This window comes from Actinoplanes sp. NPDC024001 (assembly GCF_040638955.1).
GTDB lineage: Bacteria > Actinomycetota > Actinomycetes > Mycobacteriales > Micromonosporaceae > Actinoplanes.
On record NZ_JBEZZB010000028.1, the window covers coordinates 1 to 26527 of the forward strand.

Annotated in this window: 24 protein-coding genes and 2 pseudogenes; 12 read left to right on the forward strand and 14 right to left on the reverse strand. The window is 71.5% G+C overall.

The annotated features are described in order from the left end of the window. The 6 genes from AB0F81_RS13585 to AB0F81_RS13610 form a co-directional block, all read right to left on the reverse strand. Nucleotides 1–1094: MFS transporter (locus AB0F81_RS13585; RefSeq protein WP_360195888.1), on the reverse strand; the 1094-nt coding region annotated here is incomplete at its 3' end. Further along, nucleotides 1091–2503 (reverse strand): NAD(P)-binding domain-containing protein, encoded by a 1413-nt coding sequence (locus AB0F81_RS13590; RefSeq protein ID WP_360195891.1) that lies wholly within the window; start codon nucleotides 2501–2503, stop codon nucleotides 1091–1093. The genes AB0F81_RS13590 and AB0F81_RS13585, both read right to left, overlap by 4 nt. Before the next feature lie 30 nt (nucleotides 2504–2533). Beyond that, nucleotides 2534–3037, reverse strand: a complete 504-nt coding sequence (locus AB0F81_RS13595) for an N-acetyltransferase family protein (protein ID WP_360195894.1) — start codon at nucleotides 3035–3037, stop codon at nucleotides 2534–2536. Beyond that, nucleotides 3034–3363: a metalloregulator ArsR/SmtB family transcription factor gene (locus AB0F81_RS13600; protein WP_360195897.1), complete on the reverse strand. Its 330-nt coding sequence runs from the start codon at nucleotides 3361–3363 to the stop codon at nucleotides 3034–3036. The genes AB0F81_RS13595 and AB0F81_RS13600 overlap by 4 nt, the downstream gene beginning before the upstream one ends. A gap of 15 nt (nucleotides 3364–3378) precedes the next feature. Further along, nucleotides 3379–4626 (reverse strand): M28 family peptidase, encoded by a 1248-nt coding sequence (locus AB0F81_RS13605; protein WP_360195900.1) that lies wholly within the window; start codon nucleotides 4624–4626, stop codon nucleotides 3379–3381. Continuing rightward, nucleotides 4623–4841 carry a hypothetical protein gene (locus AB0F81_RS13610; RefSeq protein ID WP_360195903.1) on the reverse strand — a complete coding sequence of 73 codons (219 nt, stop codon included), beginning with the start codon at nucleotides 4839–4841 and terminating at the stop codon, nucleotides 4623–4625. The genes AB0F81_RS13605 and AB0F81_RS13610 overlap by 4 nt, the downstream gene beginning before the upstream one ends. 89 nt (nucleotides 4842–4930) lie before the next feature. Between AB0F81_RS13610 and AB0F81_RS13615 the strand changes: the two genes are divergently transcribed. After that, complete coding sequence (locus tag AB0F81_RS13615) at nucleotides 4931–5296, forward strand: metalloregulator ArsR/SmtB family transcription factor (RefSeq protein WP_360195906.1); 366 nt, start codon at nucleotides 4931–4933, stop codon at nucleotides 5294–5296. On the opposite strand, the gene AB0F81_RS13620 is transcribed toward AB0F81_RS13615, so the two are convergent. Beyond that, complete coding sequence (locus AB0F81_RS13620) at nucleotides 5293–6297, reverse strand: alpha/beta hydrolase (RefSeq protein WP_360195909.1); 1005 nt, start codon at nucleotides 6295–6297, stop codon at nucleotides 5293–5295. The genes AB0F81_RS13615 and AB0F81_RS13620 overlap by 4 nt on opposite strands. 76 nt (nucleotides 6298–6373) lie before the next feature. Beyond that, entirely contained in the window at nucleotides 6374–7666 is a 1293-nt protein-coding gene (locus AB0F81_RS13625) for a cation:proton antiporter (RefSeq protein WP_360195912.1), read from the reverse strand. Between the two features lie 330 nt (nucleotides 7667–7996). Here AB0F81_RS13625 and AB0F81_RS13630 point away from each other — a divergent pair, with 330 nt between their 5' ends. The 5 genes from AB0F81_RS13630 (at nucleotide 7997) to AB0F81_RS13650 (ending at nucleotide 14380) form a co-directional block, all read left to right on the forward strand. Then, a complete protein-coding gene (locus tag AB0F81_RS13630; RefSeq protein ID WP_360195915.1) occupies nucleotides 7997–10042 on the forward strand; it encodes a family 43 glycosylhydrolase in 2046 nt (681 codons plus the stop codon). A gap of 36 nt (nucleotides 10043–10078) precedes the next feature. After that, nucleotides 10079–11548, forward strand: coding sequence for an endo-1,4-beta-xylanase (locus tag AB0F81_RS13635; protein WP_360195918.1), 1470 nt, complete (start codon nucleotides 10079–10081; stop codon nucleotides 11546–11548). Between the two features lie 19 nt (nucleotides 11549–11567). Next, nucleotides 11568–13055, forward strand: a complete 1488-nt coding sequence (locus AB0F81_RS13640; RefSeq protein WP_360195921.1) for a non-reducing end alpha-L-arabinofuranosidase family hydrolase — start codon at nucleotides 11568–11570, stop codon at nucleotides 13053–13055. Between the two features lie 223 nt (nucleotides 13056–13278). Then, nucleotides 13279–14052 carry an ATP-binding protein gene (locus AB0F81_RS13645; RefSeq protein WP_360195925.1) on the forward strand — a complete coding sequence of 258 codons (774 nt, stop codon included), beginning with the start codon at nucleotides 13279–13281 and terminating at the stop codon, nucleotides 14050–14052. Then, on the forward strand, nucleotides 14045–14380 hold the full coding sequence (locus AB0F81_RS13650; protein ID WP_360195928.1) for an STAS domain-containing protein: 336 nt from the start codon (nucleotides 14045–14047) through the stop codon (nucleotides 14378–14380). The genes AB0F81_RS13645 and AB0F81_RS13650 overlap by 8 nt, the downstream gene beginning before the upstream one ends. Nucleotides 14381–14481: 101 nt before the next feature. On the opposite strand, the pseudogene AB0F81_RS13655 reads toward AB0F81_RS13650, so the two are convergent. Beyond that, nucleotides 14482–14646, reverse strand: a pseudogene (locus AB0F81_RS13655) (winged helix-turn-helix transcriptional regulator); the annotation flags it as partial. Nucleotides 14647–15009: 363 nt separating this feature from the next. On the opposite strand from AB0F81_RS13655, the gene AB0F81_RS13660 reads away from it, so the two are divergent. From AB0F81_RS13660 to pflA, 4 genes are all read left to right on the forward strand, one after another. Then, a complete protein-coding gene (locus AB0F81_RS13660) occupies nucleotides 15010–15558 on the forward strand; it encodes an aldehyde dehydrogenase family protein (protein WP_360195931.1) in 549 nt (182 codons plus the stop codon). Next, complete coding sequence (gene adhE, locus AB0F81_RS13665; protein ID WP_360195934.1) at nucleotides 15468–17603, forward strand: bifunctional acetaldehyde-CoA/alcohol dehydrogenase; 2136 nt, start codon at nucleotides 15468–15470, stop codon at nucleotides 17601–17603. Before AB0F81_RS13660 ends, adhE begins: the two co-directional genes overlap by 91 nt. Nucleotides 17604–17683: 80 nt before the next feature. Then, nucleotides 17684–19945, forward strand: coding sequence for a formate C-acetyltransferase (gene pflB / locus AB0F81_RS13670; protein WP_360195937.1), 2262 nt, complete (start codon nucleotides 17684–17686; stop codon nucleotides 19943–19945). Beyond that, nucleotides 19942–20748, forward strand: a complete 807-nt coding sequence (gene pflA / locus AB0F81_RS13675) for a pyruvate formate-lyase-activating protein (RefSeq protein WP_360195940.1) — start codon at nucleotides 19942–19944, stop codon at nucleotides 20746–20748. The genes pflB and pflA overlap by 4 nt, the downstream gene beginning before the upstream one ends. Here the strand turns inward: pflA and AB0F81_RS13680 are convergent. Next, complete coding sequence (locus AB0F81_RS13680) at nucleotides 20735–20920, reverse strand: hypothetical protein (protein WP_360195943.1); 186 nt, start codon at nucleotides 20918–20920, stop codon at nucleotides 20735–20737. The two genes, pflA and AB0F81_RS13680, sit on opposite strands and share 14 nt — an antisense overlap. Before the next feature lie 162 nt (nucleotides 20921–21082). Between AB0F81_RS13680 and AB0F81_RS13685 the strand changes: the two genes are divergently transcribed. Further along, a complete protein-coding gene (locus AB0F81_RS13685) occupies nucleotides 21083–21559 on the forward strand; it encodes a cyclic nucleotide-binding domain-containing protein (RefSeq protein WP_360195946.1) in 477 nt (158 codons plus the stop codon). A 19-nt stretch (nucleotides 21560–21578) separates the two neighbouring features. Here AB0F81_RS13685 and AB0F81_RS13690 read toward each other — a convergent pair whose 3' ends face one another. After that, nucleotides 21579–22688 carry an ROK family transcriptional regulator gene (locus AB0F81_RS13690; RefSeq protein ID WP_360195949.1) on the reverse strand — a complete coding sequence of 370 codons (1110 nt, stop codon included), beginning with the start codon at nucleotides 22686–22688 and terminating at the stop codon, nucleotides 21579–21581. 89 nt (nucleotides 22689–22777) lie between these two features. On the opposite strand from AB0F81_RS13690, the gene AB0F81_RS13695 reads away from it, so the two are divergent. Further along, nucleotides 22778–24052 (forward strand): DUF1479 domain-containing protein, encoded by a 1275-nt coding sequence (locus AB0F81_RS13695; RefSeq protein ID WP_360195952.1) that lies wholly within the window; start codon nucleotides 22778–22780, stop codon nucleotides 24050–24052. On the opposite strand, the gene AB0F81_RS13700 is transcribed toward AB0F81_RS13695, so the two are convergent. From AB0F81_RS13700 to AB0F81_RS13710, 3 genes and pseudogenes are all read right to left on the reverse strand, one after another. After that, complete coding sequence (locus AB0F81_RS13700) at nucleotides 24015–24683, reverse strand: WS/DGAT domain-containing protein (protein ID WP_360195955.1); 669 nt, start codon at nucleotides 24681–24683, stop codon at nucleotides 24015–24017. The two genes, AB0F81_RS13695 and AB0F81_RS13700, sit on opposite strands and share 38 nt — an antisense overlap. Nucleotides 24684–24765: 82 nt before the next feature. Further along, nucleotides 24766–25035, reverse strand: a pseudogene (locus tag AB0F81_RS13705) (wax ester/triacylglycerol synthase domain-containing protein); the annotation flags it as partial. Between the two features lie 2 nt (nucleotides 25036–25037). Next, nucleotides 25038–26525, reverse strand: coding sequence for an alpha/beta hydrolase (locus tag AB0F81_RS13710; RefSeq protein WP_360195958.1), 1488 nt, complete (start codon nucleotides 26523–26525; stop codon nucleotides 25038–25040). Between the last annotated feature and the right edge of the window lie 2 nt (nucleotides 26526–26527).

Sequence of the window (26527 nt, forward strand, 5' to 3'; positions counted from 1 at the left end):
CCGGCCAGCGGCGCGCCCGCCTTGGCCACGGTGACGAAGGCGGCGAGGGTGCCGGCGATGCCGGCGTACGCGGTGGTGCCGTAGCGGTCGGCGAGCAGCTGCGGGGTGGCCAGGCTGGCCAGGCCGAAGCCCAGCCCGAAAGCGACCACTCCGGCGACCGCCCCGGCCCGGCTGCCGGCGACCAGCGGCAGGCTGAACGCGGCGACGGCCTGCAGGGCGAAGACGGCGGCGACCAGCCGGTAGAGGCGGATCCGGCGCCCGGCGGCGGTGAGCAGCAGCCGCCCGGTGACGGAGAGAACGCCGAGGAGCCCGGCGATGGTGGCGGCGAAGGTGGCCGGGTGTCCGCGACTGGTCAGGAAACCGACCAGGTGGACGGTCATGGTGCTCATCGCGGCGCTGTGCGCGACGAACGCGACGGCCAGGCACCAGAACCGGCCGTCGCGGATCGCGGCGCGGCGCTGCATCGCGGCCGCCGGCGCGGCGGCGTGGGTGCGGCGGGGCACGACCAGCAGGTGCAGCGGGACGGCGACGGACCCGTACAGCGTGGCCAGCAGCAGCAGGGTGGCGCGCCAGCCGTAGCGGTGTTCCAGCAGGCCGGTCAGGGGCATGAAGATGGTGCTGGCGAAGCCGGCGACGACGATCATGCCGAGGATCGCCCGCGGGCGGCGGCCGGCGTCGAAGGAGGAGACGATGACGGCGGTGGCCGGTTCGTACAGGGCCGTCGCGGCCGCGACGCCGAGACCGGCGAAGATCGGATAGAGCTGCCACACGGTCTGCGCCTGCGACCAGGCGATCAGCATGCCGGCGCCGAGGGCGGCGCCGGCGGTCATCAGGGCGCGGCCACCGCGCCGGTCGAGCCACCTTCCGACGGGTACGGCCATCGCGGCCTGCACGAGAACGGCGAGGGTGAAGGCCCCGGTGACGGCGGCGGGTGAGGCGTCCAGGTCGGTGGCGAGCGGGTGCAGCAGGACGGCGAAGCTGTAGTAGAGGCAGCCGTAACCGACGGTCTGCGTGACGGCGAAGGTGGCGACGATCCGCCGGCCGCGGAACACCCGCCGGCCACTCGTGGTGGCCGGCGGGCCGTCGCTGGTCATCCGCAGCAGGAACCGGTCTGCCCGTCGGCGGGCTGGTCGCCGAGGGTGATCACGGTGAGCGGCGCGCTGAGCAGCCCGCCGGCGATGCCGGTGGCGAGCCCGCGGCCGGCCGGTTCGACCGCGACCGGGGCCGGCGCCCCGCAGCAGCCGCCGCCGGCCGCGACCGAGTCGGCGCCCTCGATCGGGTCGCTGTTGCAGACGCCGGTCTCGGGCAGGTCGAGCCGCACGTCACGGGCGGCGTCCCAGTCGCCGGCGAGCGCGGCCACCACCGAGCGGGCCTGCTCGTAGCCGGTGGCGAGCAGGAACGTCGGCGCCCGCCCGTAGCTCTTCACGCCGATCGCGTGGTAGCCCGGCTCCGGGTGGGTGAGCTCGTCGACGCCGTGCGGCGGGACGGTGCCGCAGGAGTGCTCGTTCGGGTCGATCAGCGGAGCCAGCGCCCGGGTCGATCCGAGGATCGGGTCGAGGTCGAGCCGCAGCTCGGAGACGATGCCGTGGTCGGGGCGGAAGCCGGTCGCGGACACGATGCGGTCGGCGACGACGGTGCGTTCGCCGTCGGACAGCCGCACCGCGGCACCGTCGGCGCTGACCCGCTCCACCCGGAACTCGGTGAGCAGCGTGACCGTTCCGGATTCGACGAGCTCGCGCAGCCGGGTGCCGAGCGCGCCGCGGGCCGGCAGCGCGTCAGCGATCTCACCGCCGTAGGTGCGCACCGGGCTGCTCGACCGGATCGCCCAGGTCACGCTGGTGCCCGGGGCCTGCTCGGCCAGGGCGGCGAGCGCCAGGATCGTGTTGGCGGCCGAGTGCCCGGCGCCCACCACGACGGTTCGCCGGCCGGCGAACCGGTCCCGGTCGCGGCCCAGCACGTCCGGAAGAGCACTTTCGACGTACGCCTGAGCCTCGGTCTCGCCGTGCGCGGCGATCCCGTGGGCGCCGAGCACGTTCGGGGTGTTCCAGGTGCCGGAGGCGTCGATGACGGCGCCGGCGCGGATGTCCTCCCCGCCGGCGAGCCGGATCAGGAAGGGGGTGTTCTCGCGGCCCGCGCTGCGGACCCGGTCGAGTCCGAACCGGGTCACCGCCGCGACCCGGGCCCGGTAGCGCACGTTCGGCTTGACGGCGGGCAGGTCGGCGAGCGGCTGCAGATAGTCGGCGGCGAGCTCGGCGCCGGTCGGCAGCCGGTCGTCGTCGGGCCGCACCCAGCCGGCGTCGCTCAGCAGCCGGGCCGCGGCGGCGTCGATGTTGTAGCGCCACGGCGAGAACAGCCGCACGTGGCCCCACTCGCGCACGGCGGCAGCCGGTTCGTCGCCGGCTTCCAGGACCAGGAACGGCAGGCCACGCTCGGCGAGGTGGGCGGCGGCGGCCAGGCCCACCGGCCCGGCGCCGATGATCACAACCGGAAGATCGGTCGTCATGGTGAGGAACTCCTGTCAGGAGGTAAGAGGTCAGCTGATGAGCGGGCTGCGGCGTTCGAGAAGCACGACGTCGCGCCACTGGTTGTCACGGGCGGTGTGGCGGCCGACGCGTTCGCGGACGCCGACGGTGCGGAACCCGCAGGCGTGGTGGAGGGCGAGGCTGGCGGTGTTCTCCGGGAAGACCCCGGACTGGATCGTCCAGACGCCGGCCGCTTCCGTGGAGGCGATCAGGGCCTGGAGCAGGGCCCGGCCGGCGCCCCGGCCCTGGGCGGCCGGACGGACGTAGACCGAGTGCTCGACCACGCCGGCGTAGACGGCGCGGGCCGACACCGGCGCCACCGCCACCCAGCCCAGCAGGGCGCCGCCGGCGTCCACGGCGACCAGGCGGTGGCCGGGCAGTTTCGCCGCGTCGAACTGCTCCCAGGTCGGCGCGGTGGTCTCGAAGCTGGCGTTTCCGCCGTCCAGGCCCGCCTGGTAGATCTCCAGCACCGCGCCGGCGTCGCCGGCCAGCATCGGCCGGACGGTGACGGTCATCCGCAGCTCCCGGCCGGGGTGGGTGCGGGACGGCCCATCACCACGTCGGCGGCGGACGGGAAGCAGTCGACGCAGCGCGTGTTGATCCGGTAGTGACGGGCGGTGCCGACCGGCTCCACCAGCACGAACCGCACGTCGGTGAGGATCTTCAGGTGCTGGGACACGGTCGACTGGGCCAGGCCGACCGCGGCGACGATCTCGCCGACCGGCAGGGGGCGGGCTTGGCGAGCCAGGTACTCCACGATCTGCACCCGCGACGGATCCGCGAGGGCGCGGAACCAGGAGGCGTACTCCTCGGCCACGCCCCGGTCGAGCAGGTCGGCCATGCGCCATCACGCCTTTCATCGTTCATCGCCGATCAACGATGAAAGTCTAGCGGTCGCCACCACCAGACGGGCCAGAGCGGTCATCGTCTCCGGCTCGACGCGGTCGGCCGTGTCGGCCGGGCTGTGATAACCGGCCATGCCCGCCCCGATGCCGACCGCCGCGAGCCCGGCGGCCGCATAGCTGCGGTTGTCGGAGGCCACCGGCCCCGCCGCCAGGGGAAGGCCGACGTGCCGGGCGGCCTGGTCCAGGACCGCGAGCAGCCCGTGGGCGGGACCGCCCGCCTCGACCGCGGCGGCCTGGTGGAGGTGGCCGGCGCCGTCGACGTTGATCACCAGCGGTTGCTGTCCGGCGGCGACCAACCGCTGGGCGTGGTGGGCGGAGCCGAGCGCGCCGGTCTCCTCGCCGTCGAGCAGCGCCACCGACAGCCCGGCGCCGTCCGGCAGGGCCGGTGCGAGCAGGCGGGCGGCCTCGCACACCACGGCGACGCCGCTGGCGTTGTCGGCGGCCGCGGGCTGCCGCAGCCCGGGATGGTCACCGACCCCGTCGTAGTGGGCGGTGAGCAGCAGATCCGTGCCGCCCGGCCGGGCCGGCCGGTAGCGGGCGTGCAGGTTCACCCCGGTCACGTCGATCCGGCGGATCGGCGTGCTCGCGGCCAGGGTCCCGCCGCCGTCGGCGCGCCGGGCGGCGTCGGTCATCCGCTGGTGCAGGCCGCTCTCCACGGACAGCACGGGCAGGGGACCCGGGCCGGAGCCGGCCAGCGTGGTGAAGTGCCAGCCGTCGGCGTCCACACCCCGGCTGACCAGCAGGCCGGCCGCGCCGTCGGCGTGCCCGTAGGCGTCGAACAGGCCCATCCCGGCCGGGACGAGCAACCACCGCCCGGCGGGGTCGCCGTAACCGGCGACGGCAAGCCCGGCCGCATGGATCTTCGGCATGTCGGCCGATGCGAGGTGCACGGCGACATCGCGGCCGAACGTCAGCGCCACCGTGGTCCGATCGCGCTGCCAGGTCACCATCGGCGACCGGTACACCTCAGACACCTGGCGCACGGCGAACGGCTCCGCTGTCACCCGGGCGCCGGTGCCGGTGAGGTGGCCGGCGAGCCAGTCGCGGGCCGCGGCCGCGCCCGGGCTGCCGACGCGCCGTCCGGCGAACGCTTCGCCGGCGAGGGTCGCGACCGTGGCGCTCATCCGCTCGGCGGACGCCCGCGCCAGCAGCGCCTCCAGCCCGGCGACCGCGGACGCCGGGGCGGTGGGGCTGGTCATCCGCAGCAGCCCTGTCCGGCCGCGACCGCCTCCTGCTTGGCGGCGGTGCCGCAGCAGGCGGACTCCTGGCGTGCCTCGGCGGCGGTGCCGCAACACGGGGCGGGAGCGGCCTGGGCCGGGTTGCCGCAGCATCCGCCGGCGCCGGCGCCGGCCGCGGTGAACGCGGCTGCCGGGTCGCCGGTGAAGCCGCCGGAGGTCGTGGTGGTCTCGCTCATCATCGTGCTCCTGTCTCGGTGTCTCTCGAATTAGACGACTGTCGAAACAGAGAGTTGCACGTTGCTTTGATGGATGTCAACCTAGACGCATGCCGAAACAAGCCGAGCCGATCTCGCTCCTCGAGGTGCCGTGCTGCCCGCCCCTCGCCCAGCAGCAACTGCCCGCCGAGGTGGCCACGGCCCTCGCGCCGGCGTTCAAGGCCCTCGGCGATCCGGTCCGGCTCCAGCTGATGTCGATGATCGCGTCAGCGCCCGGCGGCGAGGCGTGCGTCTGTGACCTGACCCCGGCGTTCACCCTCTCCGGGCCGACCATCTCGCACCATCTCAAGACGCTGCGCGAGGCCGGCCTGGTCGACGCCGAGCGCCGCGGCACCTGGGTCTACTACCGGGCCCGGCCCGGCCTCATGCGCCAGCTCGCCGGCCTGCTCACGGTCAGCCCCGCCGAGGCCGGCTAGCTTTCCTCGGCGAAGGCGTTCAGCGCCTCGACGAACTGCCGCGGCCGGTACCGGTGGATGACGTGGTTCGCCGGGATCCGGCGGTACACCGTCTGCGGCGCGAGTTCGCGCACCCGCCGGGCGTCGTCGTCGTCCATCGCTCCGACCAGGCCGTGTGCGGCGAAGCGGTGCCAGGTGGCGTGCAGCAGCAGGAGCGGGCACGACACGGCGCGCAGGGCCGCGGCGTGGGAGAAGTCGCCGTAGAACCGGCCGTCGACGAAGGCCCGGGCGAAATCCGGGTCGAACATCGACAGCGAGCGGAACAGCTCCCCGATGTTTCCCGGCAACCACCAGGCGGACAAACCCGACGGCTCGCCCGGGTGGCGCCGCTCGTAGCGTTGCACCTTCCGGTCGAGGAGGTCGACGAACCAGTCCGGCAGCCGTTTCGAACGCCGCTCGGACACCGGGAGGACCTGGCCGCGGAAATACTCGGCGAGGTGGCGTTTCTCGAAGTCGGCGAGCACGTCGACGGCGTGGACCAGGCCGTCGTGGACGAACCGGTCCCGGTCGCGGAAGCGGGGCATCTCGAGCGAGAAGACCGGCGCGTCCTCCAGCACGATGGCGGCGGTGTGTGCCGGCACATTGGCGGCGCACCACAGCGCGATGATGCCGCCGGACGAGTTGCCGCTGATGATCGCCGGGCGCTGCACGACCCGTTCGAGGAAGAGCCGCAGGTCGCGCCCGACGCTGGCCCACGAGTAGTCGCCCGGCGTCCAGCTGGAGTTGCCGTGGCCGCGGACGTCCACGGCGTAGACGGTGAAACGCTCGGCCAGCGCCGGCAGGACGGCGTCGTAGGTCGCCCAGGTGGCCATCTGGGCCGGGATCAGCACCAGCGGACGGCCGTTGTCGGGGCCCTTGCCGTAACTGATGGTGACCCCGTCCAGGTCGACGGCCTCATGGCGGAACCCCGCCCCGGCGACGCGCCGCGCCAGCGGCCCGCGCCGGCCCTCGAAGGGATTCACGTACGGTGCGGCAGGTCCCCCCATAGTGGAGGCATTCTGCCCCGGATGCCGGCGGTCCGGTAGCACCGCGCTCTCGTCACTCGCCCTTCTCGGTGCGCGCGGTTGTTCTCGCTGCGTGCAGCGGGAGGAGGCCGCGGACCGGGAGGTGCGGCGCCGCCTCTCGGCCGGGGGCCGCGTGGTCGACGTCGGCGATGGCCGTGGCGTACCGGCCGGCGAGGGGCTTCGCGCTCAGCCCGTGTCCCAGCACGCTGAGCAGCACGGTCAAACCGATGATCGCCACGGCGCGGTCGGCCTCGGCGTGCAGCTCCTCCAGGGCGATCACCGCGAAGATCACCGAGGCGAGGCCGCGCGGCCCGAACCAGCCGAGGAACGCCACGGTCGGTGGCGGGAAGCGGGCGCCGGCCAGGGCCGCCGCGACGGGCAGCATCCGGACGACGCTGAGGCTGAGCACGGCGTAGACGGCCACCCGCCAGTCGGCCCGCTCGACGACGATCGGCACCGCGACCGCGCCGAAGACCAGCCAGGTCAGCAACGACATCAGTCCGGAGGTCTGCTCCACGTAGAGAACCTCCTTGGCCTCGCCGCGGCGGGCGACGTGCCCGAACGCCAGGCCGGCGACGAACGCGGCGACGAAGCCGTTGCCGTCCAGCCACAGCGTGCCCGCGTAGGCCGCCAGCGCCAGGGCCAGAACGGCAGGGCCGGCGAAGTCCTCGGACGCCCAGCCACGGCGGCGGGACATCCGCATCACGCGCCCGCCGACCAGGCCGGTGAGCAGCCCGGCTGCCACCCCGATCGCCAGATCGGCGAGAGCGGTGCGCACGCCGTGGCCCTGCAGGCCCTCGGCGGCGACGGCGCCGGCGATGGCGACCATCACCACGGGAGTCGCGATGCCGTCGTTGAGGCCACTCTCGACGTTCAGCGCTCGGCGGACCCGTTCCGGCACCGCGGGATCGGTCATCACCGAGGCGCCGAGTGCCGCGTCGGTCGGGGCCAGCGCGGCGCCGACCAGCAGCGCCAGCCAGAACCCCAGGCCGTCGAAGAGCCACGCCGCCAGCAGCGTCCCCGCGGCGATCGTGAGTGGCAGGCCCAGGCCGAGCAGGCGCGCGTACAGCCCGAGGTCGGCCCGCAGCTCGCGGAAACCCACCCGGGACGCGTCGGCGAACAGCACCCACACCAGGGTGACCTCGGCGAGCAGCTTGATCGCCTCCGGCGTGAGGTCGAGCTCGATGACCTGGAGCACCTCGGCGAGCAGCACGCCCACCGTGACGAAGACGATCGGGGCGCTGAGATCGGCCCGGCCGAGCCGGGTCGAGAACGCGCCCCAGACGAACACGATCAGCGCTGTCAGCGCCACGGCTGCTGCATCCATGCCCGGCCTCTCCCGAGGTAGAGATTACGGGCCCGGCGGCCGCGCCGATCATTCGCCACGGATGATTTTCCGAGGCCGGCGGACCGCCTCGGCGCCACGTGAATGCGAATCGAAAAATGTTCCCCGGAAAGTTGTTATGTGGCGCCGGTCCAGCGAGTCGCGCATTTCCTGATGCTCTTTGTCGCGTCCGTGAGCTGCGATTATAGCTAAGAATGATTGGCCGCTTGAGTTTGGAAAAATGTTCTGGCAATATCCCGTCAACAGCTTGGGATCGCTCCCAATGATGGTGTGCGCCGACGCTTTCTCGCCGGCAAAAGAAGGGAGTGCGCGATGATCCCGCGCCCACTGGCACGTATGCTCCTCGCCGCCGTGCTGCTGCTCACCGCCGGCGGCCTGGTCGCCGTGACCGCCACGACGGCGTCCGCCGCCACGATCGACACGACCGCCTGGTACGTGCTGGTCAACCGCAACAGCGGCAAGGCCATGGACGTCTACAACCTGGCCACGAACGACGGCGCCCGGATCACCCAGTGGACCCGGGGCGACGGCGCCTGGCAGCAGTGGCAGTTCGTCGACTCCGGCAACGGCTACTACCGGCTGAAGTCGAAGCACTCCGGCAAGGTGCTCGACGTCTCCGGCGCGTCGACCGCCGACGGCGGCGCGATCGTGCAGTGGACCGACAACAACGCCGCCAACCAGCAGTTCAGCGTGCAGGACATCGACGGCTACGTTCAGCTGATCAACCGCAACAGCGGCAAGGCGGTGGAGGTGCAGGGCGCCTCGACCGCTGATGGGGCGAACATCGTGCAGTACGCCGACTGGAACGGCGCCAACCAGCAGTGGCAGCTCGTCAAGGTCGGCGGCGGGAGCACCCCGGGCGGCGGCACCTTCACCAACCCGGTGGTGTGGCAGGACTTCGCCGACGGCGACATCATCCGGGTCGGCGACGCCTACTACTACTCGGCGTCGACCATGCACTACTCGCCCGGCGCGCCGATCCTGCGCTCCTACGACCTGGTCAACTGGGAGTACGCCGGGCACTCGGTGCCGCGGCTGGACTTCGACAACGCCGCCTACGACCTCTCCGGCAGCCGGGCGTACGTGAAGGGTATCTGGGCGTCGGCGTTCAACTACCGGCCGTCCAACAGCACGTATTACTGGCTGGGCTGCACCGAGTTCAACCGCACCTACGTCTACACGGCGTCCGCGGTGGACGGCACGTGGAGCAAGAAGGCCCGGATCAACAACTGCTACTACGACGCCGGCCTGCTGTTCGACAACGACACCCCGTACGTCGCCTACGGGAACGGGACGATCAGCGTCGCCCAGCTGTCGGCGGACCTGACGTCGCAGGTACGGGCGCAGACCGTCTACACCACGCCGTCGAGCATCGGCACCCTCGAGGGCGCCCGCATGTACAAGCGCGGCAACTACTACTACATCTGGCTGACCCGCCCCGCCAACGGCCAGTACGTGCTGCGCTCGACCAGCCCGTGGGGCCCGTACGAACAGCGCCAGGTGCTGCTCGACCTGCCCGGCCCGATCTCCGGCGGCGGGGTGCCGCACCAGGGCGGCCTGGTGCAGACCCCGAACGGCGACTGGTGGTACATGGCCTTCACCGACGCCTACCCCGGTGGCCGGGTGCCGACCCTGGCGCCGATCACCTGGAGCGGCGACGGCTGGCCGGTGCTGACCACCGTGAACGGCCGGTGGGGCGCCACCTACCCGAAGCCGAACATCAGCACGACCCGAACCGTGCAGCCGATGACCGGCCCGGACACGTTCACCGGCACCCGGCTGGGCCACCGCTGGGAGTGGAACCACAACCCTGACGACACCAAGTGGTCGCTGACCAACGGCCTGCGGCTACAGACCGCGACCGTGACCGGCGATCTCTACGCGGCCCGCAACACGCTGACGCACCGCATCCAGGGGCCGACCTCGACCGCCACCGTCGAGCTCGACTACACCGGCATGCGCGACGGCGACCGCACCGGCCTGGCCATGCTGCGCGACTCCTCGGCGTGGATCGGCGTCAAACGCGACAACGGCGCCACCCGGGTGACGATGGTCAACGGCCTGGCCATGAACTCCAGCTGGAACACCACCTCGACCGGCACCGAGGCGGCCGCCGCCACGGTCACCGGCGGCCGGATCTGGCTGCGCGCCCAGGCCGACATCCGCCCCGGATCGGGCCGGCAGGCCACCTTCTCCTACAGCACTGACGGCGTCACCTTCACCCGGCTCGGCCCGGCGTTCACCCTCAACAACGCCTGGCAGTTCTTTATGGGCTACCGGTTCGGGATCTTCAACCACGCCACCCAGGCGCTCGGCGGCGCCGTCACGGTCAAACGATTCGACCTCACCACCCCCTGAGGTTTCGTCCATCCCCATCCCCCGAAAGGCACCACCGTGGCAAGACCCCCATCCCCGTACCGTCGGCTGCGCAGGATCCTGCCGGTCCTGCTGACCGGCGCGATCGCCGCCGGCGCCGCGATCGCCTTCGCCAGCACCTCGCAGGCCGCGTCCACCCTCGGCGCCTCGGCGGCGGCCAAGGGCCGCTACTTCGGCACCGCGGTCGCCGCGTCCCGGCTCGGCGACAGCACCTACACCTCGATCCTGCGGACCGAGTTCAACTCGGTCACCGCGGAGAACGAGATGAAGTGGGACGCCACCGAGCCCTCGCGTGGCTCGTTCAACTACACCAGCGGCGACCGGATCGTCGCGCTCGCCCAGGCCAACGGCCAGCAGGTACGCGGGCACACGCTCGCCTGGCACGCGCAGATGCCGGGATGGGCGCAGTCGCTGTCCGGCAGCACTTTGCGCTCGGCGATGCTCAATCACGTCACCCAGGTGGCCGCCCACTACCGCGGCAAGATCCACTCCTGGGACGTGGTGAACGAGGCGTTCGCCGACGACGGCCGGGGCTCGCGGCGTGACTCCAGCCTGCAGCGGACCGGCAACGACTGGATCGAGGCCGCCTTCCGGGCCGCGCGGACCGCCGACCCCGGGGCCAAGCTCTGCTACAACGACTACAACACCGACGGCGTCAACGCGAAGAGCACTGCCGTCTACAACATGGTCCGCGACTTCAAGGCGCGCGGCGTCCCGATCGACTGCGTCGGCTTCCAGTCGCACCTGACCAACTCGGCGCCCAGCGACTACCGGGCCAACCTGCAGCGCTTCGCCGACCTCGGCGTGGACGTGCAGATCACCGAGCTGGACATCTCCGGCAGCAGCCAGGCCACCGCGTACGCCGCGGTCACCAACGCCTGCCTCGCGGTGTCGCGGTGCACCGGCATCACCGTCTGGGGCATCCGCGACAGCGACTCCTGGCGGACCGGGGCCAACCCGCTGCTGTTCGACGCGAACGGCACCAAGAAGGCCGCCTACACCGCGGTGCTCAACGCCCTCAACGGCGGCACCACGCCGACCAGCCCGTCCACCGGGATCGACACCAGCGCCTGGTACGTGCTGGTCAACCGCACCAGCGGCAAGGCCCTCGACGTCTACAACCTGGCCACCGGCGACGGCGCCCGGATCACCCAGTGGGCCCGCAACAACGGCGCCCAGCAGCAGTGGCAGTTCGTGTCCTCCGGCAGCGGCTTCTACCGGCTGAAGTCGAAGCACTCGGGCAAGGTGCTGGACGTCTACAACTGGTCGACCGCCGACGGCGGCTCGATCGTGCAGTGGAGCGACTACAACGCCGCGAATCAGCAGTTCAGTGTGCAGAACATCGACGGTTACCTGCAGCTGATCAACCGCAACAGCGGCAAGGCGCTCGAAGTGCAGGGCGCCGCCACCGCCGACGGCGCCGCCATCGTCCAGTACAGCGACTGGAACGGCGCCAACCAGCAGTGGCAACTCGTCCGGATCAGCTGAATCCCCCAGGAGAGAGAACATGGACAGCTCACCCGTACCCCGGCGTCGCCGGTGGCGTAGCGGCCTGGCCGCGATGATCCTGCTCGTCGGCGGCGGAGCCGTCGCGGTGACCGCGACGGCCGCCTCGGCGGCGACGATCGACACCAGCGCCTCCTACGTGCTGGTCAACCGCACCAGCGGCAAGGCCCTCGACGTCTACAACCTGGCGACGAACGACGGCGCCCGGATCACCCAGTGGACGCGCAACGACCAGGCGCAGCAGCAGTGGCAGTTCGTCGACTCCGGCGGCGGCTACTACCGGCTGAAGTCCCGGCACTCCGGCAAGGTGCTCGACGTCTACAACTGGTCGACCGCCGACGGTGGCTCGATCGTGCAGTGGACCGACCGCAACGCCGCGAACCAGCAGTTCAGCGTGCAGGACGTCGACGGTTACATCCAGCTGATCAACCGCAACAGCGGCAAGGCCCTGGAGGTGCAGGGCGCCTCGACCGCCGACGGGGCGAACATCGTGCAGTACAGCGACTGGAACGGTGCCAACCAGCAGTGGCAGCTGGTGCGGGTCGGCGGCGGCACGCCGACGACCTCGCCGACCGGCGGCACCTGCGCGCTGCCGTCGACCTACCGCTGGAACTCGACCGGCGTGCTGGCCAACCCGCGAGCCGGGTGGGTCTCGCTCAAGGACTTCACCCACGCGCCCTACAACGGGCGGCAGCTGGTGTACGCGACCACGCACGACACCGGCACGTCCTGGGGCTCGATGAACTTCGGCCTGTTCACCAACTGGTCGGAGATGGCCTCGGCCAGCCAGAACTCGATGAACTTCTCGGCGGTGGCGCCGTCGCTGTTCTACTTCGCCCCGAAGAACATCTGGGTGCTCGCCTACCAGTGGGGCGGACCGGCGTTCTCCTACCGCACGTCGAGCGACCCGACCAACCCGAACGGGTGGTCCGCGCCGCAGACGCTCTTCACCGGGAGCATCACCGGTTCCGGCACCGGGCCGATCGACCAGGCGCTGATCGGTGACGGGCAGAACATGTACCTCTTCTTCGCCGGCGACAACGGCAAGATCTACCGGGCCAGCATGCCGATCGGGAACTTCCCGGGCAACTTCGGCTCCTCCTACACGACGATCATGAGCGACACCACGAACAACCTGTTCGAGGCGGTCCAGGTCTACAAGGTGCAGGGCCAGAACCAGTACCTCATGATCGTGGAGGCGATCGGGGCCAACGGGCGCTACTTCCGCTCGTTCACCGCCAGCAGCCTGGGCGGATCGTGGACTCCGCAGGCGGCCACCGAGAGCAACCCGTTCGCGGGCAAGGCCAACAGCGGCGCCACCTGGACCAACGACATCAGTCACGGCGAGCTGATCCGCAGCAACGCCGACCAGACGATGACCATCGATCCGTGCAACCTGCAGCTGCTCTACCAGGGGCGGTCGCCGAACTCGGGCGGTGACTACGGGCTCCTGCCGTACCGGCCGGGTCTGCTGACCCTGCGACGCTGACGGTGTGAAACGCGAATCCCCTCATGGTCACTCGTCTGCTTGTGACCATGGGGGGATTCTGCGAATCTGCACAGGACGTCAACAAGCCGATTGCCAGGTTGTGTGCATCGTGCATCACTATGGGCTGGGCGGTTCCGCGAGACGGCCACGATTCGTCGGGTCTGATGTGCGGTCGCCGTACCTGCTGGAACCGAACGATACCGTCCAGGGTGACGGTGTCGGCGTGACCCTGGACGTGGAGTCCTCGGCGATCACCGTCGTGGTGCACGGCGACTGGGGCCGGCATCTCCAGCAGGCCACTCACGTCGCGATCCGCAAGTGTCTGGTCGAGCACCCCGCCACGCTCTTTCTCGACCTGTCGTACCTGAGCGATCCGCGGGCGGGCAGCGTGACCATGTGGATGGGCGCCGGACGCCGGGGCGAGGGGATGAGCCCACCGGTCCAGGTCATCGCCTGCATTCCGGAGTCGAGTGCGATCAGCCGGCGGCTGCGTCGACTGGGCTCCGCACGATTCCTGCCCATGTTCGCCACGCTCGCCCAGTGCCGTGCCGCGGCCGCGGCGGCGCAGCGAGGTCCGATGACCGACCGGATCAAGCTGCGGCTGTCGCCCGATCACCGGGCCGCCGCCACGGCCCGCACCGCGGTCTCCGACGCCTGCACCGCCTGGCAGCTGCCCGATCTGCGGTACCGCGCCCGGCTCGTGGTCTCCGAGCTGGTGATCAACGCCGTCGAGCACGCCGGCACCCCGATCACGGTCGTCCTGTCCCGCCGAGGGACCGGCCTGCACGCGATGGTCCGGGACGGCGATCCCCGGCCGCCGAGGCTGCGCGAGCCGCTGCCGGTGAGCGCCGGGCTGTCGCATCAGCGTGGCCTGGGGCTGCGCGCCGTCGATGCCGCGGCGACGGTGTGGGGCGCGATACCGACTCAGGACGGCAAGGCGGTCTGGGCGACGATCCGGCCGCTGACGAGCGTCCGGCGCGGGAGTTCCGATGGATGATCCGCCCATCGATGTCTCCACCGTCGTCCACGGCGACCATCTGACCGTCAAGGTCAGCGGTGAGATCGACACGTTCACCGCGCAGGTGCTGGCCGACGAGTTCCACACCGCCTATACCGCCGCGAAGCCCGGCCAGGTCGTCGTGGACCTGGCCGGCGTCGACTTCTGCGATGCGGCCGGGGCCCGGGAGCTGACGTCGCTGGCCGACGTGGTGGCCGCCCAGGGTGGCACCTTCCAGTTGCGGCAGGTGCACCCGCAGATCGTCTGGTTGCTCGACCAGCTCGGGGTCGGCTACCTGCGCTCGTGCCCGTCCTCGCCCGGACCGTGAGGTCAGGGGGCGGCGGATCGCAGCAGGCGCCGCAACGCTGCCTCGTCACCGGTGACGACGACGGCGCCGGCGGACAGCGAGGCCGAGCCGTCGAGCAGGGCCCCCGGCAGCGCGCGGCGCAGGTCGGAGAAGCGCTGCGGGCCGAGCAGCAGCTCGCGGACCACCAGCAGCGCCCATCGCTCACCGACCACGTCGAGCGCGCGGGCGATGGTGCAGGCGTCCCCGTAGGTGCGACTCGTCGGCTCCGGTCTCCGAGCCGGGCGAATACGGCTATGTCGAGCCGGTCACCGGCATCCCCGGCGGCGTCGGCGGCGGCCGTTCCCACCGGCCGCGCGCCCTGTTCTACGTCGGCGTGCCCGACGTCGCGGCCGCGCTGCGGGAGGCCGAGCGGCTGGGCGGACCCGCGCGATGGGCCCCGAGCGGCACCCGGCGGGAATCCTCGTGGTCGCACACTTCACCGACCCGGAGGGCAACCTGGTCGGCCTGGCCGGCCCGGCGTAGCCGGCTGCGCTTCGGGACTTCCGGCCCGTCCCGCCGGGACCCGCGCCTCCGGTATCGAGCAGCGTGATCGCTCAGGCTGGAGGTGTCCGGGACCGCGACTCAGCGACTGACAGCCGAGGTGACGAAGCATGGCCGCATCCTCCGACGTTTCGATCATGATCGACGCTCTGGTGAGCGCCGGCGCGAAGGCGCTCGCCGACTACGACGCCTTCGACCAGGATCGGATCGACCACATCGTCAAGAAGGCGTCGGTGGCGGCCCTCGACCGGCACGCGGCCCTGGCGAAACTTGCCGTGGAGGAGACCGGCCGCGGTGTCTTCGAGGACAAGGCTGTCAAGAACATCTTCGCGTGCGAGCACGTCACGCACAGCATGGCGAAACTGCGCACGGTCGGCGTGATCAGCGAGGACGAGATCAGCGGGATCACCGAGATCGCGGACCCGGTCGGCGTGATCGCGGGCATCACTCCGGTCACCAACCCCACGTCGACGGCGATCTTCAAGGCGCTGCTCGCGCTCAAGACCCGCAACCCGATCGTGTTCGCCTTCCACCCGGCGGCGCAGCGGTGCAGCGCCGAGGCGGTCGTGTGGTGCGGGACGCCGCGGTCGCGGCCGGCGCGCCGGAGAGCTGCATCCAGTGGATCGAGCAGCCGTCGGTCGAGGCGACCACGGCGCTGATGCACCACCCCGGTGTCGCGACGATCCTGGCGACCGGCGGGAACAGCATGGTCCGGGCGGCGTACTCGGCCGGGAAGCCGGCGCTCGGCGTCGGCGCGGGCAACGTGCCCGCCTGGATCGAGAAGAGCGCCAAACTCCAGCGCGCCGTCAACGACATCGTGCTGTCGAAGTCGTTCGACAACGGCATGATCTGCGCCTCCGAGCAGGCGGTGATCCTCGACGAGGAGATCTACGACGCCGCGCTCGCCGAGTTCCAGGGTCTGCACGCCTATGTGGCGTCGGCCGACGAGAAGCGGATGCTGGAGGAGTTCATCTTCGGCGCCGCCGCCTACGGCACCGCGTGCGGCGGCGCGAAGCTCAACCCCGACGTCGTGGGCCAGTCGGCGGCCTGGATCGCCGAGCACGCCGGCTTCACCGTGCCGCCGAAGACCTCGATCATCCTGACCGAGGTCGGCGAGGTCGGCCCGAACGAGCCGCTGACCCGGGAGAAGCTGTGCCCGGTCCTGGCGGTGCTGCGGGTCCGGTCCCGGGAGGAGGGCCTGCGCGCCGCCACCGAGATGGTGGAGTTCCACGGACTCGGGCACAGCGCTGCGATCCACACCGAGGACGAGGACCTGGTCGTCGAGTTCGGCAAGCGGGTCAAAGCGGTCCGGGTGATCTGGAACTCGCCGGCCTCGCAGGGCGGCATCGGCGACATGTACAACGCGTTCCTGCCGTCGCTGACGCTCGGCTGCGGCAGTTACGGCCGCAACTCGGTGTCGAACAACGTGTCGGCGGTCAACCTCATCAACGTCAAGCGGATCGGCAGGCGGACCAACAACATGCAGTGGTTCAAGGTGCCGTCGAAGATCTATTTCGAGCCGTACGCCATCCGCTACCTCACCGACATGCCGGACGTGCACCGGGTCACCGTGGTCACCGACGCGACGATGACCAGGCTCGGCTTCGTCGACCGGATCAACCGGGTCCTGCAGCGCCGCCCGAACCAGGTGGCCCTGCAGATCATCGACGACGTGGAGCCGGAACCGCGGATGACCACGGTCGACCGCGGCGCCGAGCTGATGCGCTCGTTCCAGCCGGACACGATCATCGCCCTCGGCGGCGGTTCGGCCATGGACGCGGCGAAGGTGATGTGGCTGAAGTACGAGCACCCCGAGGTCGACTTCGACGACATGCGGGAGAAGTTCTTCGACATCCGCAAGCGGGCGTTCGCCTTCCCCAGCCTCGGCGAGAAGGCCAGCCTGGTCTGCGTGCCGACGACCTCGGGCACCGGCGCGGAGGTGACCCCGTTCGCGGTGATCACCGACCACCGCACCGGCAAGAAGTACCCGCTCGCCGATTACGCGCTCACCCCGACGGTGGCGATCGTCGACCCGATGCTGACCGCCAGCATGCCGCGGGCCATCGCCGCCGACAGCGGCTTCGACGCGCTCACCCACGCCATCGAGGCGTACGTGTCGGTGTACGCCAACGACTTCACCGACGGTCTCGCCCTGCACGCCATCCGGTTGATCTTCGCCAACCTGGAGCAGTCGGTGGTGCACGGCGACAGCGAGGCCCGGGAGCGGATGCACAACGCCGGCACCATCGCGGGCATGGCGTTCGGCAGCGCCTTCCTCGGCATTGTGCACGCCATGTCGCACACCCTCGGCGCGACCTTCCACATCGCGCACGGACGCACCAACGCGGTGCTGCTGCCGCACGTGATCCGCTACAACGGCACCGCGCCGTCGAAGCTGTCCGGCTGGCCGAAGTACGAGAACTACCGGGCGCCGCAGCGGTTCGCCGAGATCGCCGGCATGCTCGGCCTGCCCGCCTCGAACCCGGCCGAGGCGGTCGAGGCGCTGGCCGCCGCGGTCGAGCGGCTGCGCACCGCGGTCGGGATCGAGCCGTCCTTCGCCCAGCTGGGTGTCGACGAGGAGGCCTTCCTCGCCGCGCTGCCGCAGCAGGCCCTCAACGCGTACGAGGACCAGTGCGCCCCGGCCAACCCGCGGATGCCGATGCTCGACGACATGCAGGAGCTGATGCGGGCCGCTTACTACTGATCCGCGGGTCCAAAGACCCTGGTGAGCGGGTTGTCCGTCAGAAATCCTGGAATCGCAGGCACTCGACTTGGGGGAACGACATGAGCGCAACCGTCCTGGACACGACCGCCGCCGGACTGGACCCGTGGCGCGGGTTCGCCGGTGACGGCTGGCGCTGCGGCGTGGACGTGCGTGACTTCATCCAGGCCAACTACGAGCCGTACACCGGTGACGCGTCGTTCCTGGCCGGGCCGACCGACCGGACCCGCGGCGTCTGGGCGACGTTGTCGGCGATGTTCCCGGTCGAGCGGGAGCGCGGCATCTACGACGTCGACGCGGTCACCCCGTCGACGATCACCAGCCACGCGCCGGGTTACATCGACCGGGACGCCGAACTGATCGTCGGTCTGCAGACCGACGCGCCGCTGCGCCGCGCGATCATCCCGAACGGCGGCTGGCGGATGGTCGAGAACGGCCTGAAGGCGTACGGGTACGCGCCCGACCCGGCGGTGGCGGAGATCTTCACGAAGTACCGCAAGACCCACAACGCCGGGGTGTTCGACGCCTACACCCCGCAGATCCTCGCCGCCCGCAAGTCGCACATCATCACCGGCCTGCCCGACGCGTACGGCCGCGGCCGGATCATCGGCGACTACCGGCGCGTCGCCCTCTACGGCGTGGACGCCCTGATCGCCGCGAAGCAGGCCGACCTCGACGCCTGCGCCGGCCAGCCGATGGTCGAGGACACGGTGCGCCGCCGCGAGGAGCTGTCCGAGCAGATCCGCGCTCTCGGCGAGCTCAAGCAGATGGCGGCCTCGTACGGTCATGACATCTCCGGCCCGGCCCGCACCGGCCGGGAGGCGGTCCAGTGGCTGTACTTCGCCTACCTGGCCGCGGTGAAGGAGCAGAACGGCGCGGCGATGTCGCTCGGCCGTACCTCCACGTTCATCGACATCTACCTGCAGCGGGACATCGCCGAGGGCCGGCTCACCGAGGAGCGGGCCCAGGAGCTGGTCGACGACTTCGTCATCAAGCTGCGGATCGTGCGGTTCCTGCGCACCCCGGAGTACGACGAGCTGTTCTCCGGCGACCCGACCTGGGTGACCGAGTCGATCGGTGGTCTCGGCGACGACGGCCGGCCGCTGGTCACCCGGACCAGCTTCCGCTACCTCCAGACCCTCTACAACCTGGGCCCCGCGCCCGAGCCGAACCTGACGGTCTTCTGGTCGCCGCGGCTGCCGCAGGGCTTCAAGGACTTCTGCGCCCAGGTCTCCATCGACACCAGCGCCATCCAGTACGAGTCCGACGAGCTCATGCGGCCCCGCTTCGGTGACGACACGGCGATCGCCTGCTGCGTGTCGGCGATGGCCGTGGGCAAGCAGATGCAGTTCTTCGGCGCCCGGGTGAACCTCGCCAAGACCCTGCTGTACGCGATCAACGGGGGCCGCGACGAGAACTCCGGCGCCCAGGTCGGCCCGGTGCTGCCGCCGCTGACCGGGGAGGTGCTCGACTACGCGCAGGTCGCCGAGCGGTTCGACACGATGATGGAGTGGCTGGCCGCGACCTACGTCAACGCGCTCAACATCATCCACTACATGCACGACAGGTACGCCTACGAGCGCATCGAGATGGCGCTGCACGACACCGACGTGCTGCGCACGCTCGCCTGCGGCATCGCGGGGCTGTCGGTCGCCACCGACTCGCTGTCGGCGATCAAGCACGCCACCGTACGGCCGGTGCGGGACGAGCGCGGGCTGATCGTGGACTACACCGTCGAGGGGGAGTTCCCCACGTACGGCAACAACGACGACCGGGCCGACACGATCGCCGCCGGGCTGGTCGAGTCGTTCATGGCGAAGATCCGTAAGCACCCGACCTACCGGCAGGCGGTGCACACCCAGTCGGTGCTGACGATCACCTCGAACGTGGTCTACGGCAAGCACACCGGCAACACCCCGGACGGGCGGCGGGCCGGCGAGCCGTTCGCGCCGGGAGCGAACCCGATGAACGGGCGGGACCGGCACGGCATGGTGGCGGCGGCGCTGTCGGTGGCGAAACTGCCGTACGAGCACGCCCAGGACGGCATCTCGCTGACCACCACGGTCACTCCGAACGGTCTGGGCAACACCCGTACCGAACAGGTCCGCAACCTGGTGGGGGTGCTCGACGGATACACCGCGGTCGACGGCTTCCACATGAACGTGAACGTGCTGAACCGGGCCACGCTGGAGGACGCGATGGCACACCCGGAGAACTACCCGCAGCTGACCATCCGGGTCTCCGGTTACGCGGTCAACTTCGTGCGGCTCACCAAGGAACAGCAGCGCGACGTCATCTCCCGCACCTTCCACGGTGCGCTGTGAAGGACGTCGTGATCCACCGTCCCGACCTGGGCATCGCCCCGGCCGGGACGCACCACGCTTCCGGCGAGCTGGTCGCCTCGGTGCACTCCTGGGACGTCGTCACCGCCGCCGACGGCCCGGGCACCCGGTTCGTGACCTTCTTCGCCGGCTGCCACCTGCGCTGCCTGTACTGCCACAACCCGGACACCTGGGAGGGCCGCAACGGCCGGCTCGTCAGCCTCGACGACCTGGTCGCCAAGACGCTCTCCTTCAAGGCGTTCATCCAGGCCGCCGGCGGGGGAGTGACGGTTTCCGGTGGGGAGCCGCTGCTGCAGCACCACTTCGTCGAGGCGTACCTGCAACGCTGCAAGGCCGAAGGCCTGCACACCGCCCTGGACACCTCGGGCTTCCTCGGCGCCCGCGCAAGCGACCAGCTCCTCGACGCCACCGACCTGGTGCTGCTCGACGTGAAGTCGAGCGACCCGGTGACGTACCGGAAGGTGACCGGCGTCGCGCTGCACCCGACCATCGCCTTCGGGGACCGGCTCGCCGCCCGGGGCAACCGGATGCGGATCCGCTTCGTTCTAGTTCCCGGTCTGACCGACGACCCGGACAACATCGCCGGCGTCGCCGAGCACGCCGCCCGCTGGGGCGGCGTGCTCGAGCAGGTCGACATCCTCGGCTACCACCGTCTCGGCGTCGCCAAGTACCGGGAGCTGGGTCTGCGCTACCCGCTGGAGGACACCCAGCCGCCGACCGCGGAGCAGTTGGCCGCGGCCGCGGAACACTTCACCCGGCGCGGTCTGCGCGTCACGACCGTCTGAAGGCGTCCCGGCCGGCGCTTTCCCAGCCGGCGCCCAGCAGGCAGGTCCCGCATCCCCGGCAGGCGCCGTCACCCTCGACGGTGCCGTCGGCCCGCTGAGCGTAGGGGCACGGCTCACCGGTCGGGGTGGCGTAACGGCGGGGCTTCTCGTGGTCCTGCGCAGGGGTTCCCATGCCCCTATTGGCCCATGAAAGGGCGCCCGGCTGCGCCGGTCGCAGGTCCGCAGACGGCGGGCCGAAGGTCCCGGCCGGAGGCGGCCCGATGACTCTCGCCCGGCACGGCCGGTCAGCGCTTGACTACAGGTGTACGCCGGCTTTCCGACCCGGGGAGGGAACGTGTTCACCACCGTCGAGACGCTTGCCGAGCAGCCGTTCCTGGCCGGCTTGACCGAACACCAGCTGAGTCTGCTCGCGCCGCTGACCAGCCGGTCGATGTTCCACGCCGGCAACCGCATCTTCAACGAGGGCGCACCGGCCGAGCAGTTCTGGCTGATCACCGACGGCCGGGTCTATCTCGACACCGAGGTGCCGGGGTACGACAACTTCGTCCTGGAGACCCTGCGCGCACCGGCCGTTCTGGGGTGCTCGTGGCTGTTCCCGCCGTACCGGTGGCAGTTCGGCGCCGTCTCGGTCCACACCACGCACGCGCTGACCTTCAACGGCCCGCTCGTGCGCGCCCTGTTCCAGAGCGACCCCGGCCTCGGTCACAAGCTCACGACCCGGTTCCTGCACGTCATGGGTGACCGTCTGCACGCGGCGCGCCGCCGGCTGGCGGACTGTCAGCGCGCGACCGGTCACCGCACCGACCTGTGAGGACGCTCCGGTCGTGGCGTCAGGCACCCGCGGTGACCAGAGCCCGTAACCCGTGGAGCGCCTCGGACCGGACCCCGGCCATCACCGGCTCGCCGGTCACCGCCGCGGGCTGAACGGGAACGCGCCGCGGGAGCCGGTCGACCGCCGCGCGGATGTCGCCGACCAGAGCCACGCCCCAGGGCCCGCCGATGACGACCCGGAGCGGATCGGCGAGGGCGACCACGGCGGCGATCACCCCGGCCGCGGCGGCGGCCAGCACCTCGTGGGTCCGGTCGGGGCTGCTCAGCAGCCGGTCGACGTCGATCGCGGTCGAGCCGGCGCGGCGCAGCCCCAGCTCGCCGAAGAGCTCGATGAACCGGATCGCCTGCCCGCCGGGGCCGACGGTCAGCAGGTGGGCGATCTCGCCGGCCAGCCCGGCCCCGCCGCGCCGGATCTCGCCGTCGTTGACGATCGCGCAGCCCAGCCCCTCGCCCAGGTAGAGGTAGGCGAAGTCGCGGGACGGGCCGGGTCCGCCGCTGTCGCGCTCGGCGAGGGCCGCCCAGTTCACGTCGTTGTCCACGACGACCCGCTCGCCGACGATCGGCGCGAGGATGCCGGCCGGGTCCAGCTCGCCGACGAGGAACGGCGCGTCGGGCAGCTGCATCAGGCGGCCGGTGGCGCGATCCACCGGGTCGGCCACGCCGACGACCGCCAGGCGGGCGGGCCGGCCGCAGGCGTCGCGGACCTCGGCGGCCACCGATTGCAGCGCGGCGGAGACCTGCCTCGGCCGGGCCGGCCGGTCGATCTGCCGGGCGGCGCGCGCCACGGTGTCGCCGTAGACGCTGAGGGCTTCGGCGATGACGCCCTCCGGGGTGATGGTGACGGCCAGCGCCACCCCCACCTGCGGGGAGAGCGCATAGTACGAGCCCACCCGGCCCCGGCCCCGGCCGCCGGGCGTGCGTTCGCCGGTGTCGGCGACCAGGCCACGTTCGGTCAGCCGGCGCACGCTCTCGCCCGCGGTCGGCTTGGAGATGCCGATGGCGGTGGCCAGCTCGGCCCGGGTGAGCCGGCGGTGCCGCACGAGGGCGGTCAGCACGTGCTCGTCGGTCAGCGACCGCACCAGATCCTGCGACGGCTTGGCGGATTCCACGCACGAATACTAGTCAAGGCTCTTGCCTGGAAGGGTGGGAGGCTCGTACGCTCGTTCAAGTAAAGGGAGCTGACTAGAAAGGACGAGCCGTGCCGACCACCACCGCGCTGCCGCACTGGGAGCAGACTCCCGCCGACCTGAAAGCCGCCATCCGCGAGATCAAGGCGGCGCTGCGGGCGCGGATCGCCGCCTCCGGCCGCACCGTCGACGAGGTCTTCGCCGTCGTCGAGCGGCGCGTCCAGGCCGCGATCGACGACATCACCGCCGCCCGCCGCCGCGGCGAGACCGTCTGGCCGGTCATCGACTACGCCGACATCGCCCGCGGCACCGTCTCCGCCGAGCAGGTCGCGCACCTGCGCCGCCGCGGCTGCCTCGTCGTGCGCGGCCACTTCGACCGCGAGCAGGCGCTGCGGTGGGACGCCGACATCGTCGACTACGTCGAGAGCAATCACTTCTTCGACGACTACCGCGGTCCCGGTGACGACTTCTTCGGCAGCGTCGGCTCCAAGCCCGAGATCTACCCGATCTACTGGTCGCCCGCCCAGATGCAGGCCCGGCAGAGCGAGCGCATGGCCCGCGTGCAGGCCTTCCTCAACAGCCAGTGGAAATCCGAGTCCGACGGTGTGCGCTGGTTCGACCCCGACCGTGACTCGCTCTACCCCGACCGCATCCGCCGCCGCCCGGAAGGCGCCGACTCCGCCGGCCTCGGCACCCACCTCGACCCCGGCACCCTCGACCTGTGGATGACGCAGGCCTACCAGCAGGCGTTCCGGCACCTGTTCGACGGCGCCGTCGAGCAGTACGACCCGTGGGACGCCGCCCACCGCACCGCCGGCCCGCAATATCCCGGCTCCACCATGTGCTCGGCGTTCCGCACCTTCCAGGGCTGGACCGCGCTGTCCGACATGGACCACGACCAGGGCGTGCTGCACACCGTTCCGATCCCCGAGGCGATGGCCTACCTGATGCTGCGCCCGCTGCTGAGCGACGTCCCCGACGACGACATGTGCGGCGTCACCGTCAACCAGGTCTTCCCGGCCGGCCACAAGTGGCACGCCCCGCTCATGGAGGCCCTCTCCGGCATCCCCGACGTGCGGGCCGGCGACTCCGTCTGGTGGCACTGCGACATGATCCACAGCGTCGCCCCGGTCGAGGCCCAGAAGGGCTGGGGCAACGTCATGTACATCCCGGCCGCCCCCTGGTGCCCGCGCAACGAGCAGTACGCCGCCTCCGTGCGATCAGCCTTCCTCAGCGGCTCCAGCCCCAGCGACTTCCCGCCCGAGCACTACGAGCGCGACTGGCCCAACCGCTTCCAGCCCGCCGACCTCAACGAGATCGGCCGCCGCGGCCTGGGCCTGGCATAGCCGCAGCCGAGCCGAGAGCGGCCCAGTCCGCCCGGATCCCGGCCAGCAGGACGGCCAGGTCCGGCAGCGCATCGGCGTCGGCGTGCACCGTGATGGTGAGCCGGCCCGCGTAGGAGAGGGCCAGGAACGACAGCGGCACGTTGCCGGCCAGGTTGCCGACCGCGAAGACGTCCGACACCGGCGCGCCGAGCAGCCGGATCGGGGTGGCCGGGCCGACCATGTCGCTCTCCACCACGCTGACCAGGCGCTGGTGACGGATGAACCAGCGCATGACCCGCAGCCGTGCCAGGGCGGTCAGGACGTCGTTGCCGCCGGTCACCGGCTGCTCCTGTTTGGCGTGGGTGGTCGCCGCGGCCACCCGGCGCAGCCGCTGCGCGGGGTCGGGCTCGGCGACCGGCAGCTCCACCAGGAAGCCGCCGGTCCGGTTGCCGGCCTCGGCGGTTGCGCCGGCCGTGCGCAGCGAGACCGCGACCGAGCTGTGCAGCCGCAGCCCTTCGAGTGGTTCGCCGCGGGCGGTGAGCAGCGCGCGTACCCCGCCGGCGGCCAGGGCGAGCACGAGGTCGTTGACCGTGGCCCGATGGCGGTGGGCGGCCGCTTTCGCCGAGGCGAGATCGAGGTGCAGGACGGCCAAGTGGCGATGCGGGCCGACGGGCGGTGACGAGCCGCGCGACCAGCTCCAGCAGGGCTTCCTCGTCGCCGGGTGGCGCCACGGCGGCCGTGTGCACGTGGTCCTCGATGCGGAAACGCGCGGCCGGAATCCACACCGGCCGGCCGCCGAACGGCCCGGGGAAGCGCAGCACCTGCCTCAGCCTGGGCACGGCGGCGAGACGGTCCTCGATCTCGGCGCGGATCTGCGCCGTACGCCATCGCCCGGTGTCCTCGGCGACCGCGACCGCGGCCACGTTGATCGGCGCCCGCGGCGCCTCGACGTAGAGGTTGAGCGCGTCAGCGGCGCTGAGCCGCGGCAGCCGGCCGGCCATCATGATCACCTCGCGTGGGTGTCGGCGAGCACGGTCCGCACCAGCAACGCGTTGAAGCGCTCGGGTTCCTCCGCGTCGGGGTTGTGGCCGGAGTGCTCGAAGACGTAGGTGCGTTTGATCGGGGCGCGCAGCTGGGCGATCCACTCGCCGGCGAGCGCGCTGCGCGCGGTCAGCTCATACCTGCCCTGCACGAAGTAGACCGGCACGTCGAGCGCCGGCACGTCGGCGCGGAAGTCGACGCCCTGCAACTGTGGGTAGAGCAGGCCGCCCATGTCGGCGAAGCCGCGCAGCTCGTTCCAGGTGTCGAGCCAGCTGTACTCATCGGGGTGGAACCCGGCGAGCCCGCGTGCGGCCTCGAAAGCAGCCGTCCGTTCGTACGGTTCCAGCGCGTCGTAGTACTGCATCACCAGCGCATATCCGTACAGGTCCCGGTACGGCGGCTCGCCCAGGGCGGTGAGGCGTTGCCGGAGTGACTCGTCGCCGGTGCCGGCGGCGTGGTCCAGCAGCTGCCGGTAGATCCGGCGGTCGGTCTCGCGCTGGCTGACCATCTGCCCGGTCCCGACATAGGCGTGGAACAGGTCGGGCCGGCGCTGCGCCATCAGCACACCGAGGGTGCTGCCCCATGAGTTGCCGGTCAGATAGATCTTCGGCTGGCCGAAACGGCGGGTCAGCCAGGCGGCGAGCTCGACGCCGTCGGACACCATCCGGTCCAGGGTGAGCCGGCCGGCCGGGTCGAGCGCCGGATAGGACTTGCCGGCCCCGCGCTGTTCCCACACCACGACGGTGAACGACCGCTCCAGGGGCTGGTTGAAGGTGCGTACCCAGCCCACGTCCGAGGTGCCCGGTCCGCCGGACAGGTGCAGCAGCACCGGGTTCGCCCCGTCGTGACCGCGCATCGACACCCACTGCGCGGCGCCGCCGAGACGGACGCGCTCCAGTGCCGCGACGCCGCCGGTCGCGCCGGTCACCGGCGCGACCCGCGCCGGCCAGACGATCAGCAGGCCGGCCGCCAGCACGGCGAGCAGCGCCACGCCGGTCACGACGGCGGCCGGCAGCCGCCGGCGGGCCCAGGCCCGTCCGGCCAGGACACCGATCAGCATCGGTACGCCGGCGAGCAGTCCGTACGCCACGTGGACGGCCAGGAAGACCGCGACGCCGAGCGACACGTCGAGGTGTGGTCGTTCGAAGGTCAGCCCCTCCGCGCGGAACACGGTCGCTCGGGCCAGCTCCCACACGGCGACGTGCAGCAGCGGCGCCGCGATCAGCGCCCACCGGGACCGGATCAGCCGGCCGGTCAGGACACCGGTCAGCGCGGCGCCGATGATCAAGGCCGGCACGGCCGTACCGGTGACCGGGCCGCGCGGCATCAGGGCGGCGGTGGCCACCCCGGAGCAGACGACCAGCGACCAGGCGATCGCCGATCGGGTCCTCGGCCCGGGCGCCGCCGGCAGCGGGTGTGCCGGCGGGCGGACCGGAACGACGGTGGCGGACATGG

What these genes read in the sequence shown, in the direction of transcription:
- AB0F81_RS13650 (WP_360195928.1), top strand. Translation starts at nt 14,045, where the DNA reads ATGGATGATCCGCCCATCGATGTCTCCACCGTCGTCCACGGCGACCAT.
- AB0F81_RS13615 (WP_360195906.1), top strand. Translation starts at nt 4,931, where the DNA reads ATGCCGAAACAAGCCGAGCCGATCTCGCTCCTCGAGGTGCCGTGCTGC.
- AB0F81_RS13630 (WP_360195915.1), top strand. Translation starts at nt 7,997, where the DNA reads ATGATCCCGCGCCCACTGGCACGTATGCTCCTCGCCGCCGTGCTGCTG.
- pflB (WP_360195937.1), top strand. Translation starts at nt 17,684, where the DNA reads ATGAGCGCAACCGTCCTGGACACGACCGCCGCCGGACTGGACCCGTGG.
- AB0F81_RS13640 (WP_360195921.1), top strand. Translation starts at nt 11,568, where the DNA reads ATGGACAGCTCACCCGTACCCCGGCGTCGCCGGTGGCGTAGCGGCCTG.
- AB0F81_RS13590 (WP_360195891.1), bottom strand. Translation starts at nt 2,503, where the DNA reads ATGACGACCGATCTTCCGGTTGTGATCATCGGCGCCGGGCCGGTGGGC.
- AB0F81_RS13710 (WP_360195958.1), bottom strand. Translation starts at nt 26,525, where the DNA reads ATGTCCGCCACCGTCGTTCCGGTCCGCCCGCCGGCACACCCGCTGCCG.
- AB0F81_RS13680 (WP_360195943.1), bottom strand. Translation starts at nt 20,920, where the DNA reads ATGGGAACCCCTGCGCAGGACCACGAGAAGCCCCGCCGTTACGCCACC.
- AB0F81_RS13600 (WP_360195897.1), bottom strand. Translation starts at nt 3,363, where the DNA reads ATGGCCGACCTGCTCGACCGGGGCGTGGCCGAGGAGTACGCCTCCTGG.
- AB0F81_RS13610 (WP_360195903.1), bottom strand. Translation starts at nt 4,841, where the DNA reads ATGAGCGAGACCACCACGACCTCCGGCGGCTTCACCGGCGACCCGGCA.
- AB0F81_RS13625 (WP_360195912.1), bottom strand. Translation starts at nt 7,666, where the DNA reads ATGGATGCAGCAGCCGTGGCGCTGACAGCGCTGATCGTGTTCGTCTGG.
- AB0F81_RS13595 (WP_360195894.1), bottom strand. Translation starts at nt 3,037, where the DNA reads ATGACCGTCACCGTCCGGCCGATGCTGGCCGGCGACGCCGGCGCGGTG.
- AB0F81_RS13660 (WP_360195931.1), top strand. Translation starts at nt 15,010, where the DNA reads ATGGCCGCATCCTCCGACGTTTCGATCATGATCGACGCTCTGGTGAGC.
- AB0F81_RS13605 (WP_360195900.1), bottom strand. Translation starts at nt 4,626, where the DNA reads ATGACCAGCCCCACCGCCCCGGCGTCCGCGGTCGCCGGGCTGGAGGCG.